Here is an 18089-nt window from a genome sequence, read left to right on the forward strand (position 1 = left end):
TGCGTACGCTGCGGGGCGCCACCCTACCGACAAGCGCCGTCGGTGATGACACGTAGGATCACCGGGAAGCGGAGGACGACCGTCACCACGGGGGTGCCGGTGCGCAACCGATCGTCCGTATAGGGGGATTGATGCTCCGGTGAGCCATATCGTCATCAAGCGCCCGCCGCGTGCGCTGCCACCCGAAGTGCCCTCGGACGAACTCCAATTGGAGGCTCCTCCCGAACTGCCGCGCGGGCAGCAGGAGGGCATCCTGATGCAGGTCCTGCCGACCCTCGGCATGGGCTCGTCGGTGGTGTTCTACTTCGCGTCCCCCAACGCCCATCCGTTCATGCGGATCATGGGCGTGGTGATGCTGGTGTCGACGGCCGCGATGGTGATCGCGCAGATCGTCCGCTACCGCCGGGGTACGCAGGGGCAAATGGCCGATGTGCGCCGCGACTACCTCCGGTACCTGGCGCAGACGCGCCGCACGGTGCGCCGGACGGCCCTGCGCCAGCGCGACGCCCAGCTGTACCTGCACCCCGCCCCGGAACAGCTGTGGGCGGTGGTCGCGGAGGGCAGCCGGGTGTGGGAGAGGCGCGTCGGGGACAGCGACTTCGGACAGGTGCGGGTGGGGCTGGGCCCGCAGCAGCTGGCCACCCCGCTCGTCGCCCCGCACACCGCCCCGGTGGACGAACTGGAGCCGCTGTGCGCCGGCGCCATGCAGCGCTTCCTGTCCGTGCACGGACAGTTGGACGGCCTGCCGGTCGCGGTGTCGCTGCGCGCCTTCTACCACGTGACGGTCTCCGGCGATCCGGACAGCGCCCAGGCGTCGGCCCGGGCCCTGGTCGCCCAGGCCGTCACGCTGCACTCCCCCGACGACCTGGTGCTGGCCGTGGTGGCGGCGCCGGGCGCGGTGGGCCGGTGGGACTGGACGAAGTGGCTTCCGCACTGCCAGGCGCCGGGCCGGCTCGACGGGGCCGGCACGCGCCGCCTGTTCGGGGACGACCTCGGTGAGCTGGAGCAGCTGCTGGCCGGCCGGCTGGACGGCCGGCCGCGGTTCAGCCGCGACGGTCAGCCGCTGCTGGACCAGCCGCACGTCCTGGTGGTCCTCGACGGCGGGATGGTTCCCCCGACCTCGGCCTTCGCGGCCGCGGAGGGCCTGCAGGGCGTGACCGTCCTCGAGGTCGTCTCCGGCGACCTGGACCAGCCGCGCGGCGACCTCTCCGTCGTCGTGCGTCCGGACCGGCTGTGGCTGGACTCCGGGAGCGGGGTCGTCTACGAGGGCGTGCCCGACGGGATCTCCCTGCCCGCCGCGGAGGCGCTGGCGAGGCAGCTGGCGCCGCTGCGCATGGGCGGCGGTGACGACGACGAACCGCTGCTGGCCAACCTGGACTTCACCGACCTGCTCGGTCTGGGCGACGCGGCGTCCGTGGACGTCAGGCGCACCTGGCGGCCGCGGTCCACGCCGGAGCGGCTGCGGGTGCCGATCGGCGTCGGGGAGAACGGCCAGCCCGTGATGCTGGACCTGAAGGAGGCCGCCCAGGACGGCATGGGCCCGCACGGCCTGTGCGTCGGGGCGACCGGCTCCGGCAAGTCGGAGCTGCTGCGCACGCTGGTGCTCGGCCTGGCGGTCACGCACTCGTCCGAGACGCTCAACTTCGTCCTGGCGGACTTCAAGGGCGGCGCGACCTTCGCCGGCATGTCCCAGATGCCCCACGTCGCCGCCGTGATCACCAACCTCGCCGACGACCTGACGCTCGTGGACCGCATGGGCGACGCGATCCGCGGCGAGCTGCAGCGCCGCCAGGAGCTGCTGCGCGCGGCCGGCAACTACGCCAACATCCACGACTACGAGAAGGCGCGGGCCGCCGGCGCCCCCCTGGAACCGCTGGCATCGCTGGTCCTGGTGATCGACGAGTTCAGCGAACTCCTCACCGCCAAGCCCGACTTCATCGACATGTTCATCCAGATCGGGCGCATCGGCCGGTCGCTGGGCGTGCACCTGCTGCTCGCCTCGCAGCGGCTGGAGGAGGGCCGGCTGCGCGGACTGGACACCTATCTGTCGTACCGGATCGGCCTGCGGACGTTCTCCGCGGCCGAGTCGCGGGCGGCGCTCGGCGTGCCGGACGCGTACCACCTGCCGTCCGTCCCCGGCTCGGGCTACCTGAAGTTCGGCACGGACGAGATGGTGCGCTTCAAGGCGGCGTACGTGTCGGGGCCCTACCGGGCGGGCGGACCGGAGATCGACCGCGGCAGGACGCCCGTCGAGCGCCGGCCGGCGCTGTTCACCGCGGCCCCGGTGCCCGTGGTGTACGCGGAACCCGGCCCGGAGCAGCCGCGGACCCCCGACCGGCCGGAGGACGACGCGCTGGCCGACACCGTGCTGGACGTCATCGTGCAGCGGCTGGAGGGGCAGGGCGTGCCGGCGCACCAGGTGTGGCTTCCGCCGCTGGACCGGGCACCGACGCTGGACGAGCTGCTGCCCGCCCTGGCCGTCTCCCCCCAGCGCGGACTCCACCCGCCGGAGTACTCCCGGCCGGGCGGTCTGACGGTTCCGCTCGGCCTGATCGACAAGCCCTTCGAGCAGAAGCGGGAGATCCTGTACCAGGACTTCTCGGCCGCCGCGGGCCACATGATGGTGGTCGGCGGCCCGCAGTCGGGCAAGTCGACCCTCCTGCGCACGCTGGTGGCCTCCTTCGCGCTGACCCACACCCCGCACGAAGTGCAGTTCTACTGCCTGGACTTCGGTGGCGGCGGCCTGGCCGCGGTGGCCGACCTGCCGCACGTGGGCGGTGTCGCCTCCCGGCTGGACCCGGAGCGCGTCCGGCGCACGGTCGCGGAGGTCGCGGGCATCCTCAACCGCCGCGAGCAGTTCTTCCGCGCCCACGGCATCGACTCCGTCGCCACCTACCGCCGGCGGCGCGCGGCGGGCGACCTGCCGGGCGAGGCCTGGGGAGACGTCTTCCTGGTCATCGACGGCTGGGGCGGCTTCCGCAACGACTACGAGGGCCTCGAGGGCGTCGTCAACGACATCGCCGGCCGGGGCCTGGGCTACGGCATCCACGTGGTCCTCACCGCCTCGCGGTACATGGAGGTGCGAGCGGCCCTCAAGGACCAGATCCTCGGCCGGCTGGAGCTGCGCCTGGGCGACGCCATGGACTCCGAGTTCGACCGCAAGGTCGCCGTGAACGTGCCGACCGGGGTGCCGGGCCGCGGCCAGGTCCCCCAGAAGCTGCACTTCATGACGGCGATGCCGCGGATCGACTCGTCCTCCGACGCCGAGAGCCTGTCCGAGGCCACGGCGCAGCTCGTGCAGGCGGTGAAGGACCGCTGGCAGGGGCCTCCCGCCCCGGCCGTGCGCCTGCTCCCCCGCAAGCTGCCGGCCGACCAGCTGCCCAAGGGCTTCGAGTTCCCGCAGCACGGCATCGCGATCGGCATCGACGAGGCGAACCTGGAGCCGGTCTTCATCGACTTCGACACCGACCCGTTCCTCCTCGTCCTCGGCGAGAGCGAGTCCGGCAAGACCAACCTGCTGCGTCTGATCGCGAAGCAGATCGCCGAGCGCTACACCCCCGCCGAGGCCCGCATCGTGGTCGGCGACTACCGGCGCACCATGCTGGAGGCGGTGCCGGAGCAGCACCTGCTGGAGTACGCGCCCATGGCGTCGGCGATGCAGGTGCACATGGACGCCGTGCGCCAGTTCATGGAGATGCGCGCGCCCAAGCCGGACATCACTCCGCAGCAGCTGCGCGACCGCAGCTGGTGGAACGGCCCGCAGCTGTTCGTCATCGTCGACGACTACGAGCTGGTCGCCACCAGCTCCGGCAATCCGCTGTCGCAGCTCGTGGAACACCTGCCGTTCGCGCGCGACGTGGGCGTGAAGTTCATCGTCGCGCGCAGTTCGGCCGGCGCGTCCCGCGCCATGTACGAGTCGTTCATGCAGCGGCTGAAGGAACTCGGCGCCCAGGGCGTGGTGCTGTCGGGCGATCCGACCGAGGGCGACATCCTCGGCGGCGTCCGGGCCCGCCCCATGCCGCCGGGACGTGGCGTGTTCGTATCAAGGAAGCGCGGTACGCCGCTGATTCAGGTGGGCTTGCTTCCGCAACGGCACTAAGGTGATCGGTTAGTTGTGACTCGACGTGAGTCGAGGTGACTGAACGGGGAGAACGGGGAGGCGACCGAGGTGAGTTCGAACGGGGGCGGAGGCACGGGCGACGCGCCGGACACGGGAAAGTCGTTCGACACCCTGTCCCATGTGAATCCTCAGATGGCGCTGGACATCCAGCACAGCGCCATGAAGAGCTTCAAGAAGCGCGTCGACGAACTGCTGACGGAGCTCGAGACGTCCGAGGCGGCACCGGACAAGGTCGGCCAGGACCGCCTGCCCCGCGCCCAGCTGGGTTCCGCCGACTTCAAGGAAGCACAGTTCCTTTACGACACGTACGCCATCGTCCACGACGAGTTGGAGAACCTTTCGAAGGCGCTGAACGCGCAGATCGAGGGGATGGGACTGGCGGTGCACGCTGCGCGGGTGGGCTACGAGAACCTCGACGCCGACATCCGGGCCCGGATGAAGGCGGTCAACGCCGAGGCGGAGAAGTACTACGTCGCGGAGCGGGACCCGTACGGGGAACGGCGGGGCAACGCTCCGACACCGGAAGGGGGCGCCGGCCAGCGGACGCCCGGCGGTGGCCGGTCCGCCGGTGGCAGCGAGGAGGGTCTGTGATGGCCGGACAGCCCAAGCGGCGGGCGCCGCAGCTCGCCCGCACCGACTTCGAGTCCATGACGCACGAGCAACTGGCGGCGATGCTCGACCCGGCGACGTCGGAAGGCGCCGCCCAGCTCGCCACCAAGCTCTCCAAGGCCGCCTCGACGATCACGAAGATCGGCGACGACCTGATGACGTACACCAAGGGACTGGAGTGGCAGGGCGAGGCCGGCGACGCCTTCCGCGACTGGGGCGGCCAGACGGCGAGCGCCACACTCCGCCTGGGCCAGTACGCCGAGGTGGCGTCGCGCTGGATGGCCACGGTCGCGCAGGCGGTCGCCGAGGCCAAGGCGGCCATGCCGGACCCGTCGGAGACCACGCGGGCCGAGGAAGACCTCGCCGAGGCGAAGAAGACGATGGCGGCGGCCCAGGCCCCGGGCGCCCGCAACGACCCCGACGCCCGGAAGCTGGCCCAGACCGCCCAGAGCGACGCGGCAGCGGCACAGCAGCGGATGGAGGCGGCGCGGACGGAGGCCGTACAGCAGCTGCGGAAGCTGGCACAGACGTACGAGTACTCGGCGCAGCAGGTGAACAGTGTGGAGCCGCCTACGTTTTCGCCGCCGGTTGCGAATACTGGTGACCCTAGTTGGTGGCGGGAGCCTCAGAAAAAATACCTGCCCGACGGCTCCGCATGGGGCGGCGAAGCAGCTTTGGCTTTCACTCGTCAGCCTGTTTACGGCGACACCGCAGCCGGACAAGTTGCGGTTCGCCCGGTCGCCTATGCCGTCACGGAACACGGCACGACTGGACTCACTGATCAGCAAGTTCCCCATGCCCAACCTGTCGCCATGGAAATCGACGGTCTGGCCACACTTCCCCGTTTTTCGGAGCCCCTCACCGCAGCCTCGGCAGGACCGCAGACAAACCTGCCTCGCCCCGACACCTCGCACATTCAATCGAGTGTTGCGCCCCCTGCTTTTAACGGAAGCGTCGGAATCAGGCAGGGCCCGGTCAATCCGGCACACGTTCCCTCTGCCACCCGTTCCCCGCTAGTCCCTGGACAAGGGTTGCTAAGCGGAGGACCAGTACGTACGCCCCGCGATACCGGGATCGTAGGTGGACGTCCTGTCACTCCCGTTTCCGGTCGGCCGACGGGCGGTATCCCGCATGGGACAGTCATTGGTAGTGGAGGCGTGCAAGGCCATACGCCGATGCCACGCGACATGGTTACGGGTCCGACAGCAGGAGGAACATCCGGCACTGCGGGCGGCCCGACCGGCCGTCGTCCTTCGTCAGAAACAGGTGGTGTTGTGGGCGCCCGCCCGATCCAATCGGGTCATACCGGCGCGCGTCCCTTTACACCAGGTGGTTCTGGGTTGGTACGTCCTGGGGCTAGCGGCGTTTCGGCTCATGGTCCGGTGGCCGGACGCGGCACACCGTTGTCCCCCACCAACCCTTCCAACTCACGCCGGGAGGAGCAGCGCGGCCAACGCCCCGATTACCTCCTGGAGGAAGAGGAGACCTGGGTCCGTCAAAATCGTCGGGCCCTTCCGCCGGTAGTCGACTGAATCCGAAATAACATCACATCATCGGGAAGGCACATGCGTACCAGCGGTAGCGGTAAGCGAACACTGCGGTCCCTTTCAGCAGTGTCGGCTGCTCTCGGCCTGCTGCTGGTGGGCGTTGCCGCCACACCCGCTCATGCCGAATCCGTCCGGGCTCGTCAATGGCATCTCGATGCCATGCAGGCTAATGAGATGTGGAAGGTCAGTACCGGTCGGGGTGTCACCGTTGCCGTCATCGATTCCGGCGTCGATAGATCCCTGACCGATTTGAAGGGCCAAGTCCTGGACGGTAAGGACTTCTCCAACCAGCGCGGCAACGAACACACTGATTTGGCCGGCCACGGGACGAGCATAGCAGCACTTATCGCCGCCACAGGAGCAAGAGGATCAGTCAGCGGTTCCTGGGGCCTCGCCCCAGGGGCCAAAATTCTCCCCATCCGCATGCGTTACGGGACCGAGGGTTATGGGCGAGTAGATACAGGAGCTGAATACGCCCGGGTATTGAGCCAGGCCATCCGGTACGCAGCTGACTCAGAAGCTCAAATCATCAACATTTCGATGGGCGCATCTAACGCCCCCGGCAGGAAAAATGTTAGTACACCCGAGTTGGCCGCCGCAGTGACCTATGCGATTGATAAAGGCAAACTGATTTTTGCCGCAGTGGGAAACAGTGGCGATAGGTCAAATCTGCCGGAATATCCGGCTTCCACACCTGGCGTAGTGGGCGTTGGCGCGATCACGGAAAAGATTGAGCGAGCCTCTTTCTCACAGCATGGTGCGGAAGTTGATGTGACGGCTCCGGGCGACAACATGGTTCACGCATGTCTCGGCGGAACCCAGGTGTGCGAGACCGAAGGAACCAGCGACGCCACGGCTATCGCATCCGCCTCCGCTGCCCTCATCTGGTCGAAACACCCGGATTGGACAAATCATCAAATTCTCCGCGTGCTCATCAATACGATGAAGGGCAACGAGGAGAGCTGGACCCGCAACGACGACTTCGGCTACGGAATCGTCCGTCCTCGGGTCGCGCTCCAGAACCCCGGTGACCCAGGGCCGGCCGACGAGTACCCGCTGCCGGACCTGGCCGCCGCAGCCACTTCCGCGGCTCCCTCGCCGACGGCCTCCTCGACCGCTGGATCCGCCGGCGATGAGAAGGCCGATAAGAAAGCCTCAGCGGCTGCCTCGCCGGGGGAATCGGACGACAGCCAAGCCCCACTCTGGATCGGACTGGGCATCGCAGCCGCCGCGGCCCTGGGCGCCGCCGTCGCGATCCCCGTGTTCCGCAGTCGACGCAGGCGATCCGTGCCGACTCCGGCCGCCCCACCTCTCCCACCCACGTACTCGCCGTACTCGCCTTCCCAGCAGTACCCGTCCTACGGCCAGCCGCACAGCCCCGTCACCGGCACACCGCCGGAGGGAACGCCTCGCCCGGGACAGCATCCGTGACCGAACCCGAGGCAGGCGTGGATCAGATGGCAGTGACGTCAGTGACAGTACGAAGGAACCGCCGTGTCATTCGATGAGATGTGGGGCCAGATCCGCAGCAACGCGGTCGCGCGGCAGCAGAGCAGCATGCAGCTCAACCAGCTGCCGGCAGACGGCGGCGGAAGCACACCCGGCAAGAAATTGGTAGCCGACTCCGCATTCCTCAAGCGACGGGCTACGAACGCGGAGACCGTACGCGACGACTTCGTGAAGGCCGACAACGCCGCCTCTAAGGAAACAGAGCAGGTTGGCTCCAGTCTGAAGGGGTTCAAGTCGGGCCCTGCGTTCTCCACGTTCATGACCAGGTGGCGCGGGCAGATGAAGTACGTCGAAAACCTGTTGAAGAACGACATTTCCGGAGCATTGCGCACCAGCGCCAACGAGTACGCGGCACGCGAACAAAGAGAAAAGGCCCGCCACAGCAGCGAAAAGCTTAAGTAGCCTTACCGAAAAGAAAAGACATGCTGGACTACCAGACGCTCCTCCACGCAGACTTTAGTGAGCTTTCCGATGCTGTGGCCAAGTGGCGCAAGCTTCCTGAAGAATTCAGAAAGGTTCACAAGCAGTACGAGAATACGGTGGAGAAAGACCTAGAAGGCTCGGACTGGAAAGGCGAAGCCGCCGCCACTGCCCTCGAAAAAGTTCAACTTGTCGGTAAGCAGATCGCTGCGGCAGCGGATGAAGCCGATGATGTTCATAAACTACTGGACGACGCCCACGAGATTTTCACCAGTTCTCAGTCGAAGCTGAAGAGACTCAAGCGCGACATCGAATCCGACAAATACCTCTCCATCAAGCCCGACGGCGAGGTCTATTTCGACCCACCAGAGGATACTCCTACGGAACACATCGGGGCGCTGAACAAAGGATACCAAGAGACGCTCCAGGCATACCGAAGCAGTATTCGATCGATCATCGACGCGGCTCAGGAAGCGGATGACGCTCTTTTCTGGGCACTGAGCCAGGACCGCAACGGGCGCGGTAAGGGCTTCAGCTCTAACACGTATCACAGTATTGCCGATGCCAAGAAGGGCCGCGCACAGGCTGACAAGGACCTCAAGGAACTCGAGAAACTGGTCGGCGAACGGAGCGAACTGACACTGGCTGGAGCCAATGGTTCCCTCGACCCCGCCATGCTTCGTCGGATCAATACGCTTCTGGCCCGCAACGAGGGTGACCCGTACTTTGCGGAAAAATTCGCAACACAGCTGGGCGCTAAAGGCACTCTGGAACTATGGACGAGGATTGCCGACCGTGTACAGACCGGCGACGAACAGACGAAGGTCTCTGCGGCCATTCAGAAGTCCTTGAGCTACACCTTGGCAACAGCTTCACACTCCGACAGCAGGGCAATGGAGCGATGGAAGCATGACGTCATCTCCTTGGGGGAAAAGCAGATCGATTACTTGGACATGGGGAGAGGAGTCACACAGGAAGGTCCCTATGGCTTCCAAGTAATGAGTAGCCTGATGCGCTACGGCCAGTACGACACCGATTTTCTAAAAAGCTACGGCGATGAGCTTATCGCTTACGAAAAATCACACAAAGATGAAAAGCCGAACGACCTCTGGCGAGCAGAAGGCAACCCTGCTCCCTACCTGAACTTCGGGTCAGGGAATGACCAGGGACTCGACCCCATGGCTGGATATTTGGAAGCTCTTGGCCACAATCCGGAAGCCGCTAAGGAGCTGTTCTATTCAAAGGACTGGAACAGTGACGAAAAGCATGACTCCGACTTGCAGTATCTACTCAATAAGCGAGAATGGCCAAACGCTAACCCCTTCGCTGAAGGTAACAGAGGGTACGGATACGACGAACTAGGGCACGCACTCGAAGCCGCCACACTGGGCGTCCCATACGATTCCTCAAATGGCATGCTGCAACGCGATGACCGAACCGCGAATGTTATGGAGCAGGTAGCGGTTATCGTCGCCGGAGACAGTGGCCTTATCGAAGGAAAGCCTGGACTCGGCGATAGCCTTGCACGAATGGGTGCTGGTTACATGGACGACCTGAACTGGTCCACGATCGACGAAGGCGGACGTGGATCATTGGAGGGGCGCAACGAACTATACGGCCACGAGGGCAAGGGACATCTCGATCTCAAGCAGACAACGGCGAGCCAGTTCCTCTACAACGTCGCCCAGCACGACAGCGGCTACAAGATTCTCTCTTCCGCGCAGCAAGCATTCACGTTGGGGGCACTGGAGGCTCACAAGGACTCCCCTGAGTCGGCACACAAAGTTCTCAACAATGGTGGCTATGTGCACGGGATCCTCGATGAGGCACGCATCTCCTATGTTGACAAACAATATGGAGATGCCACCGACAAAATCAACGATAAGTTGGCCGAGTCTGCCGAGTGGAAAAAATTTGGAATCAGCCAAGGGCTCGGAGTGGTAACCGGCCTCGCTCTTCTCCCGGTCGCCGGGCCTACAGCCTCCGTTGCTGCGGCATTCGCCGTCCCAACTTTGGTCGAGGGAGCGGCCGGCGCTGTGGAAACACAGTGGGGCATCGAGATCGACAGGGAGGTCAAGGAGAAGGAAGCCGATCTCTCTGACAAAAACCGTATGACGGTAACTCGATTCAGTGACCTCGGACAACTCCGCGCGACGACGCCGGCACTTCTGTACATGAAAGAATACTCAGGGCAGGATTACACGGAGAGCGTCTTGAACGCATACGACCGCGGAGCGAATACGACAGACCGTACGGACGGAGGCCGCCGGTGAGTCGGAACTATTTTTCCATCCTTGGATCAGTGCTTCTTATACTGACCTGTACTGGATGTGGGGAGGATGAGCCTCCCCGGGGGGCTGCAGCTCTGAAGCAGGCTTGCGATGGCGTACTCGACTCCGCCATGATCAAGGAAGCCAGCAGAAGTGAGGACTTTGATCGAATTTATGATGCCTCCAACTCTGAAGACTCACACGCTTCTGCGGCGAAAACTCTACTGATGGAAGATCGTGTCGCTTACGTGTGCGAAGTTGCGATTGAGGACGCTCCCCCGTCCGGCGATAAAGCTCTATACATCAAATACACACCAGGGCAACCAAGACTTTTCCCTGAGGAAGACAAACATAGCTATAGTTCCTACAAGGCCTACGATCTCGGCCCTGGAATGCAGGCGACGATCGAGGCTGGGAGAGGCGACGTCCGTTTCCCATGCAACATCAAGGATCGGGATTCCGTGTCGGTAACAGGAACCATATACAACGATTTGGATCTCAGCCGGGAAACGCGTTTCAGGATTCTTTTCCGCTCCTCTCTTAAAATGGCGAAGCTCCTTAAATGCGGGAATGAAATTAAGTTCCCCGCATCAGAGACCATGAAACCTCTTCCCATGGCGGAAAACTGACCGGCCCGGGGTTGTTTGATGTCAGTTCGTTGCGCGACAGCACGCGAGACCTGAACCATGTTAATGAAGCTTGTCCCGCCCTCGACGGCCTCCGTTCGGGCTCCCGCCTGGGTGACCGCGGCCACCGTCACGTCGAGTTCTTGGTAATTCCGGAAGTTAGCGCTGCTTCTTTGCACACAACCGGGGAGGCAGCCGGCCCCCGGCCCCCTCCCCGGCACGTCGAGCGGAGTGCTCAGCCCATCAGCATCCGGAAGCGGGCCGCGTTGCCCTTGTCGGTGTCCTGGTAGCCGATGACCGACTCGTCCAGGAGCTGGGCGATGCGGGCCAGCTTCTGGCACATCTGGTCCATCTCCGTGCTGCTGCTGCGCTGGATCTCGGCGTAGGCGGTCTTCGCCTCGCCTTCCCAGGTCTCGGCGACGGCCTTCACCTTGCGCATGAGGACCTCGAGCTGCTCGGACAGCTCCCTGGCCGTCTTGCGCACGTCCTGCGCGGCCTGGGTGACGGTGTCGTAGTTGACTGCGGTGCGGTCGTAGTTGACGCTCACTGTGTGTTCTCCCGGGTGGCGTGCGGCGCGCTGATGCGGATCAGGCGAGGTCGGTGATGCGGCTGGTGACCTGGTAGGAGTTGTCCACCTTGCGGATCTCCGAGATCCGCTCCTGCTCGTTGGCGCTGAAGCCCTTGACGCTCATCCGCATGACCTCCTCGAGGTCGACGAGGTTGTCCTGGAGCTTCTTCAGGTGCTGGTTGACACCGCGCTGGACGGTGTCGAACTCCTTGCCCGCGGCGCCCTGCCAGCCTCCCTGGATCATGTCCACGACGGCGTTGAGGGACGTCACCCGGCTGCTGACGTCCGTGTGGAAGTCGCGGATCTTGTCAGCGAGGTCCGTCAGGTCCGAGTCGCTGTAATTGACGCTCATGGTCTCTTGCCCTCCTCTTGAAGCATCGGTGGCTCGTCGCCACCGCGACGGGTCCGCCGTGGACGGATATCCAGGCTGTCCTGGCGGGCAAGAACCGCTGCCGTTCCGCGCGCGACGCGCGGTCGCAGCGTCGCACCGCCCCCGTGCCGTACCACGCTCGTGGTACCTGCAGCCACTCTAGTCACTGGACGTGGGGGTTCCAACTGCAAAGCGGTGACAGGCCAGTTCGCGGCCGGGGCAGCCGGTGCGCGGTCCCTCGTGAACCGTCCCCGGCCGTGGGGCGAGCCAGTATGGTGACCGATGCATCGTTGGGTACGTCGGGAAAGGACCGCTCCGCATGGCTGGTGTGCAGGACGAGGAGCTCAAGGCACGCAAGGAACGCGAGCGGGACGAGCTGTACGCGCTCGACATCTCGGGCGTGGAGTGGCACTGCGCGCCCGGCACGGAGGAGCACGAGGAGCGGGTAGAGATCGCCTACCTGCCCGGCGGTGCCGTGGCCATGCGGTCGTCGCTCGATCCGGACACCGTCCTGCGGTACACGGAGGCGGAGTGGCGGGCCTTCGTCCTCGGTGCGCGGGACGGGGAGTTCGACCTGGAGCCGTCGCCGGACAAGGGGAGCCCGGCCTCCGAGTGACGCCGCCCCGGGAAGGCCGGATCTTCCGCGTCGGTGCGCGGGTCCCGGCTCACCCCGGGCGCCGGTGCCGGAGCGCCTCCCGGCGGTGGACCGGCGGCCGGCCCGGTGCGGAGTGCGCGTACCGCGACGGAGGCGGGCCAGAGGTCACGCTCCCGGATCCCTGCGCGCGCGGCGGCGCAGGTCGCGTACGACGACGGCGGTGCCCGCGATGATCGTGACCAGGACCGCGGTGATGCCCAGGGCGTAGGTGGCGTAGCGCTCGTCGCGTTCCGCGGGGGTCTCGTCGAGCGAGAACGGAGCCACGTCGGGGGCCTGGGCCTTCGCCACGCCGGGGTCGGGTGTCGGGGACGAGGGCGGGTCGGCGAGGTCGGACTCCTGGACGGCGCGGACCGGGTCGACCACGCCCCAGCCGACGAAGTTGTCGTGGCCGTTGACGGAGCGTTCCGCCGTCTGCTCGATCTGCGTGGCGATCTGGGCGGGGGTCCAGTCGGGGTGCTTCTCCTTCAGGAGGGCCGCGACGCCGGCGACGAACGGGGCCGAGAAGCTGGTGCCGCTGTCGGTGCACTGGCCGCCGCCCGGGACGGTCGAGACGATGTCGACGCCGGGGGCGGCGACGTCCACGAAGGTGCCGGCCTGGGAGAAGGCGGCGCGTTCGTTGTTCCGGTCGGAGGAGGCCACGGCCAGCACCCCGTCGAAGGCGGCGGGGTAGGTGTTCTTGACCTTGCCGTCCAGGCCGTCGTTGCCCGCGGAGGCGACCACCACCACGTTCCGCGCGATGGCCCTGCGCACCGCCTCGGCCAGGGCCGAGGTGGCGGACAGGGGCTTGGTGGTGTCCTGCGAGATGTTGATGACGTCGGCGCCGCGGGCGACGGCGTGGTCGATGGCCCGGGCCATGGAGTCCGAGTCGCCGCTGCTGTCGGCGTCGTTCTGGCGGATGGGGATGATGGTCGCGTTCGGGGCGAGGCCGACGAAGCCCGTCCCCGCGCGGGGCCGGGCCGCGATGATGCCGGCGACCTTGGTGCCGTGGCCCACCTCGTCGTTGGTGGCGTCGCCGCCCTTGCCCCCGCTGAGCAGGTCCAGTCCGGCGTCGTCGTCGACGGCCGCGGCCAGCTGCGGGTTCCGGTCGTCGACGCCCGTGTCGATGACGGCCACCCGTACGTTCTTCCCCTTGTCCGTGCCCTGCCAGAGTTCGTCCAGCAGGACCCGCTGCAGCGACCAGGGGCGGGCCTTGAACTGCTGCTTGCTGGGGTAGGTGCACTGTCCGCTGCCGTCGAGGACGAGGGGTGCCCGCGGCTGTGCCCGTACGTCGGTGGCGTGGGCGGGCGGCCGGCTGCCGAGCATGGTCAGAAGTACGGCTGCGGCCAGCACAGTGGCCTTGGTCGGCGACACCGGTGCGGTGCTCCTGTTCTTGTCCGTCGTCCGTGAGGCGGTGCGTGCGCGGGCCCGTGCGCCGGGCCGGGTCATGAACCCTGCGGCTGCCGGGCGCTGTTGGTGTCCAGGCGTGGGCCCTTCGCCAGGAACTCCGACCAGACCAGCGGGATCCTCGCCGGCCGGACGTTCTGGTAGCCGAGCTTGACCTGGGCCTCGCTGGGTTCGGGGGTGCCGTCGGGCCTCGTGTCCCCGTCGTCGGCGCCGATGTCCGACTTCTCGCTGTCGCTGTCCCCGTTGGCCTGCACGGCGTACCGCAGGCCGGTGTCCGTCACGAGGAACAGGGCTCCCGCGTCGGACGCGGTGCCCTGGAGCTGGGTGTACAGCTGGCCCGTTCCGGGGGTGACGTAGGTGCTCGTGCCGTCGGCCGTGATCTTGACGGGGTAGTCGGTGCCCACCCAGGTGCTGAGCGTCGTCGAGTTGTCCTCGCCCACGTCGCGCAGGACGCTGCACACCGTGTCCCGTCCGCCGGCGGCGGAGTTGACCTGGCTGAGCTGCTGCTGCGGCCAGTTCGCCGGCTGACCGGCGAAGGGTTCGGGGTCGGCGGTGAAGTCCTGCAGGCCCACCGAGCGGGCCTCGCCGTCCATGTCCAGCGTGGCCGTCTGCGGCGAGGTGATCAGCAGCCAGGCGGTGAACTCGGTGATCGGCTGCACCTTGCCCGGGAGGACGACGTAGTACCGGGTCCCCTCGCCGGTCTCCGTCTTGAGGACCATGCCGACCCTGTTCTCGTCGGCGGACAGCTGACCGGGGACGCCCGCCGGGGAGCCGACGCCGGACGGCAGCCGGGGGACCCTGATGGGAGCGCCCCGGTGGAGGGTGGCGAGCCACTCCTTGGTGACGAGTTGCGGCTCGCGGGAGCCGACGAGCGCGGTCGTCAGCGCGTCGGACTCCGTGCCGGTGATGGCGTACGCGGTGCCGCGCGCGTCGACCAGGTAGCGTTCGCCGCCGCGGGTCTTCACGTACAGGGCGTCGCCGCCGGAGAGCCGGCCGGAACCGTCCGTCTTCCTCGCGTCCGCGCCGGCCAGTACGAAGGTCGCCTCCTGGACGGTGCCGCCCTCGCCGCCGGGCTGTTCGCACACGGCCCAGCGCTTCCGCTTGCCGGCCTCGTCGGCGGAGGGGAGGCGGTCGGGCGCGTAGGGGATGCCCAGGATCGGTCCGCGCGGCAGCTTGCCCGAGTCGAGGATCTCGTCGCTGACCTGGACGACCTTGTAGTCGGCGCCCTTCATCAGCAGGCGGGCGGAGGCGAGGTTCAGGACGGGGTGCAGCCGGGTGACGCCGTCGGTCTTGAGGACGACGTACCGCGTGGTCGACTGCTTGCCCACGATCACGCGGGCGCCCGGATCGTCCCAGCCGGACGGCGCCGTGGGCTGGAGCATGCCCCAGGCGCCGAAGACACCCAGGGCCAGGACGCCGGCGACCATGCTCGGCACGACGGCCCGCAGCGGTCTGGGGGCCCCCTCCTCCGATCCGGAGGGCGACGGCTGCAGGAAGGCCGCCAGCAGGCGCCGCTTCGCGAACGTGTAGGCGTTGAGTTCGTCCCGCCGTGATGCCATGAGTGACAGTCTCTCCCCGTTGCCGCCCCGGGGGCCCCAGTCCCCCGCCGCCCGATGTCGGACCGGCCCCCTACTATGCCTGGTAGCCGCCGGGCCTGGCGGAGCGGGTAGGGTGACCGGGCCTTTCGGAGCCCTGTGTGGGGCCCTACTCAGGCCGGTTGTGAGCGAAGCGGGGGGATGGAGTGATGGCTTCGGGGACGCGGACGCGTGGGCGGACGAGGGCGCGCGGCTCAGCGGCGCCGGAGAGCGCGGCGGCCGGGCCCGCGGGGGCGTCCGCCCGTCCGGCGCGGCGCCCGCTCCAGCTCAGGCCACGCCCGGGACAGGGCGGTTCGTTCCGTCTGCAACGGCTTGTGCTCCTGGAGCTCGCCGTCGCCGTCCTGCTCGTCGGCTGGGTGATCGATCCCGTGGCCCTGGCGCCGGCCGCGGTCGTCGCCGTCGTGCTCCTGCTCCTCGCCTTCGTCCGCCGCCGCGGGCGTGCACTGCCCGAGTGGCTCGTCACCGCACGGGAGTTGCGGGTCCGGCAGAAGCGGGCGGCCGCGTTCGAGATACCTCCGGGGACCGATCCGGGGCTGGTGCCCGCGCTCGAGTGCGATCCGGCGCTGCGCACCTACTCCTACGGGGCGCGGGACCGCCGGCCGGTCGGGATCGTCGGGGACGGCACCTTCGTCACCGCCGTCGTGCACGTGGAGGCCGACGCCACCGCGCTGCGTGCGGAGCGGAGCCGGCAGCCGCTGCCCCTGGGGCTGGTGCGGGACGCCCTCGAAGTGGACGGGATCCGGCTGGAGTCGGCTCAGGTCGTGCTGCACACGCAGCCGGCCCCCGCGCTGCATCTGCCGCAGCAGTCCGTGGCCGTGGCGAACTACGCGCCCCTGCAGGAGCAGACCGGCGCGCCGGCCGTGCGCATCACCTGGATCGCGCTGAAGCTGGATCCGCAGCTGTGCCCGGAGGCCGTGGCCGCGCGCGGCGGAGGGCTCCTCGGGGCGCAGAAGTGCGTGGTGCGCGCGGCCGACCACCTCGCCAGCCGGCTGACGGGCGCCGGCTTCCGGGCGACCGTGCTGAACGAGGAGGAGCTGATCGCCGCGCTCGCCACGTCGGCCTGCGCCAACCCGCTGGTGACCGCGGAGGCCGGGCGGACCGAGACGAGGGAGCGGCGGACGCAGGAGTCCGGCCGGAGCTGGCGCTGCGACAACCGCAGGCACACCACGTACTGGATTCGCCGGTGGCCCGAACTGGGCGGTGAGGCGGGGCCGTCGCTGCCCCAGCTCGTCGCGCTCGTCACCGCGGTCCCCGCACTCGCCACCACCTTCAGCCTCACCCTGGCGCGGGGCGAGGGGCAGGACGTCTCGCTGTGCGGGCATCTGCGGGTGGCCGGCCGGAGCGACGACGAACTGGTGGCGGCGCGCCGCGCGGTGGAGGACGCCGCGCGGCGGGCGGGGGCGGGTCTCACCCGGCTCGACCGGGAGCAACTGCCCGGCATGCTGGCCACGCTGCCCCTGGGAGGTGCGCGATGACGACGCCCGTGACACCGCCGGCCGCCGGTACGGCGGCGGACCGCCCCGCGGGCGGGGAACGGCCGACCGCCGCGCAGCGGGTGCGCGGCCGGCTGCTCAGCGGCTTCGGACTGCCCGGCCCGCGGCACGGACGGCACTCGCTCCCCGCCCAGGAGGTGGACGGGCTCGCCCTGCCCATCGGCGACGACGGAGTCGTCGCCGGCGTGGACGCCGAGGGGCAGCCCGCGGTCCTGGGGCTGAACCGGCCCACACCGTACGACGTCGTGCTGATCGGCGGCCTGTGGACCGCGCAGGTGCTGGCCCTGCGGGCGGCGGCGACGGGAGCGCGTGTCGCGGTGGAGACGGGGCGGCCGGAGTCCTGGATGCAGATGGTCCACGCCATGGGCGGCGGGCAGAACGGACTGGCCGTGTACGAGGTGGGGCGGGTGCCGCCCCAGGGCGCGTCGGCCGGCACCCCTGTGCTGGTGGTGCGGGACTGCGGCATGCGGCCGCCGCGCGGGCGGGTCGTGTCCGGTCCCTGGCAGTCGGTGCTGACGCTGCTGCCGTACCTCAGCCCGGTCGCCCCGCGGCTTCTCCGGCAGGCACGGCTCGCGGGCATCCAGCAGGTGTCCCCCGACGAGGCCGCGGAGTTGGGGCGCATCATGGGCCTGTCCCGGGCGGAGGTGGAGTCGTTGCCCACCCTGGGCGACGGCATGACGCTGTGGTGCGCCGACCGTGACCGGCAGTACGTGCTGACCCGGCCCACCGACGCCGAGATCGGGTTGCTGGGCATGCCGCGGCGGATGGACTGACCGGCCGATCGGCGCCCGGGACACCGCAGTCGTGCCGGTCCGGTGTCGGCACCGCTCGCCGCGACGGCGGTTGACGCCCGGTCTGTGCGGTGTTCCGGCACGGAAGGATGTCGCTGCCGTGCCGCCCGCGCCGCGAAGGACCGGTGGCGGT

14 protein-coding genes are annotated in these 18089 nt (G+C 68.0%); 10 read left to right on the forward strand and 4 right to left on the reverse strand.

Features of this window, described 5'->3' with window-relative positions:
- Positions 1-139 precede the first annotated feature (139 nt).
- The 7 genes from eccCa (at position 140) to ABD363_RS27865 (ending at position 11104) form a co-directional block, all read left to right on the forward strand.
- Entirely contained in the window at positions 140-4099 is a 3960-nt protein-coding gene (eccCa, locus tag ABD363_RS27835; protein ID WP_344608405.1) for a type VII secretion protein EccCa, read from the forward strand.
- A 69-nt stretch (positions 4100-4168) separates the two neighbouring features.
- Positions 4169-4711 carry a hypothetical protein gene (locus ABD363_RS27840; RefSeq protein WP_344608407.1) on the forward strand — a complete coding sequence of 181 codons (543 nt, stop codon included), beginning with the start codon at positions 4169-4171 and terminating at the stop codon, positions 4709-4711.
- The gene (locus tag ABD363_RS27845; RefSeq protein ID WP_344608409.1) at positions 4711-6261 is read left to right on the forward strand and encodes a WXG100 family type VII secretion target; all 1551 of its coding nucleotides are present in this window, start codon (positions 4711-4713) and stop codon (positions 6259-6261) included. Before ABD363_RS27840 ends, ABD363_RS27845 begins: the two co-directional genes overlap by 1 nt.
- Before the next feature lie 33 nt (positions 6262-6294).
- Positions 6295-7707, forward strand: coding sequence for a type VII secretion-associated serine protease mycosin (mycP, locus tag ABD363_RS27850; protein WP_344608411.1), 1413 nt, complete (start codon positions 6295-6297; stop codon positions 7705-7707).
- A 63-nt stretch (positions 7708-7770) separates the two neighbouring features.
- A complete protein-coding gene (locus tag ABD363_RS27855; protein ID WP_344608413.1) occupies positions 7771-8187 on the forward strand; it encodes a hypothetical protein in 417 nt (138 codons plus the stop codon).
- 20 nt (positions 8188-8207) lie between these two features.
- Positions 8208-10478 (forward strand): DUF6571 family protein, encoded by a 2271-nt coding sequence (locus ABD363_RS27860; RefSeq protein WP_344608416.1) that lies wholly within the window; start codon positions 8208-8210, stop codon positions 10476-10478.
- A gap of 128 nt (positions 10479-10606) precedes the next feature.
- On the forward strand, positions 10607-11104 hold the full coding sequence (locus ABD363_RS27865; RefSeq protein ID WP_344608418.1) for a hypothetical protein: 498 nt from the start codon (positions 10607-10609) through the stop codon (positions 11102-11104).
- A 232-nt stretch (positions 11105-11336) separates the two neighbouring features.
- Here the strand turns inward: ABD363_RS27865 and ABD363_RS27870 are convergent, their stop codons facing one another.
- Both ABD363_RS27870 and ABD363_RS27875 read right to left on the reverse strand, forming a co-directional pair.
- Entirely contained in the window at positions 11337-11648 is a 312-nt protein-coding gene (locus ABD363_RS27870) for a WXG100 family type VII secretion target (RefSeq protein WP_344608419.1), read from the reverse strand.
- Between the two features lie 40 nt (positions 11649-11688).
- Complete coding sequence (locus ABD363_RS27875) at positions 11689-12021, reverse strand: WXG100 family type VII secretion target (RefSeq protein ID WP_344608420.1); 333 nt, start codon at positions 12019-12021, stop codon at positions 11689-11691.
- A 337-nt stretch (positions 12022-12358) separates the two neighbouring features.
- Here ABD363_RS27875 and ABD363_RS27880 point away from each other — a divergent pair, with 337 nt between their 5' ends.
- Positions 12359-12655 carry a DUF397 domain-containing protein gene (locus ABD363_RS27880; protein ID WP_344608421.1) on the forward strand — a complete coding sequence of 99 codons (297 nt, stop codon included), beginning with the start codon at positions 12359-12361 and terminating at the stop codon, positions 12653-12655.
- A gap of 144 nt (positions 12656-12799) precedes the next feature.
- Here ABD363_RS27880 and mycP (ABD363_RS27885) read toward each other — a convergent pair whose 3' ends face one another.
- Both mycP (ABD363_RS27885) and eccB read right to left on the reverse strand, forming a co-directional pair.
- Positions 12800-13996: a type VII secretion-associated serine protease mycosin gene (gene mycP, locus ABD363_RS27885; RefSeq protein WP_425578033.1), complete on the reverse strand. Its 1197-nt coding sequence runs from the start codon at positions 13994-13996 to the stop codon at positions 12800-12802.
- 119 nt (positions 13997-14115) lie between these two features.
- On the reverse strand, positions 14116-15636 hold the full coding sequence (eccB, locus tag ABD363_RS27890) for a type VII secretion protein EccB (protein ID WP_344608424.1): 1521 nt from the start codon (positions 15634-15636) through the stop codon (positions 14116-14118).
- 185 nt (positions 15637-15821) lie between these two features.
- On the opposite strand from eccB, the gene eccE reads away from it, so the two are divergent.
- Together eccE and ABD363_RS27900 are read left to right on the forward strand one after the other, a co-directional pair.
- Positions 15822-17147 carry a type VII secretion protein EccE gene (gene eccE / locus ABD363_RS27895; RefSeq protein ID WP_344608426.1) on the forward strand — a complete coding sequence of 442 codons (1326 nt, stop codon included), beginning with the start codon at positions 15822-15824 and terminating at the stop codon, positions 17145-17147.
- A complete protein-coding gene (locus ABD363_RS27900; protein ID WP_344608428.1) occupies positions 17144-17938 on the forward strand; it encodes a hypothetical protein in 795 nt (264 codons plus the stop codon). The genes eccE and ABD363_RS27900 overlap by 4 nt, the downstream gene beginning before the upstream one ends.
- The last annotated feature ends 151 nt before the right edge of the window (positions 17939-18089 follow it).

Source organism: Streptomyces glaucus (assembly GCF_039533365.1).
GTDB lineage: Bacteria > Actinomycetota > Actinomycetes > Streptomycetales > Streptomycetaceae > Streptomyces > Streptomyces glaucus.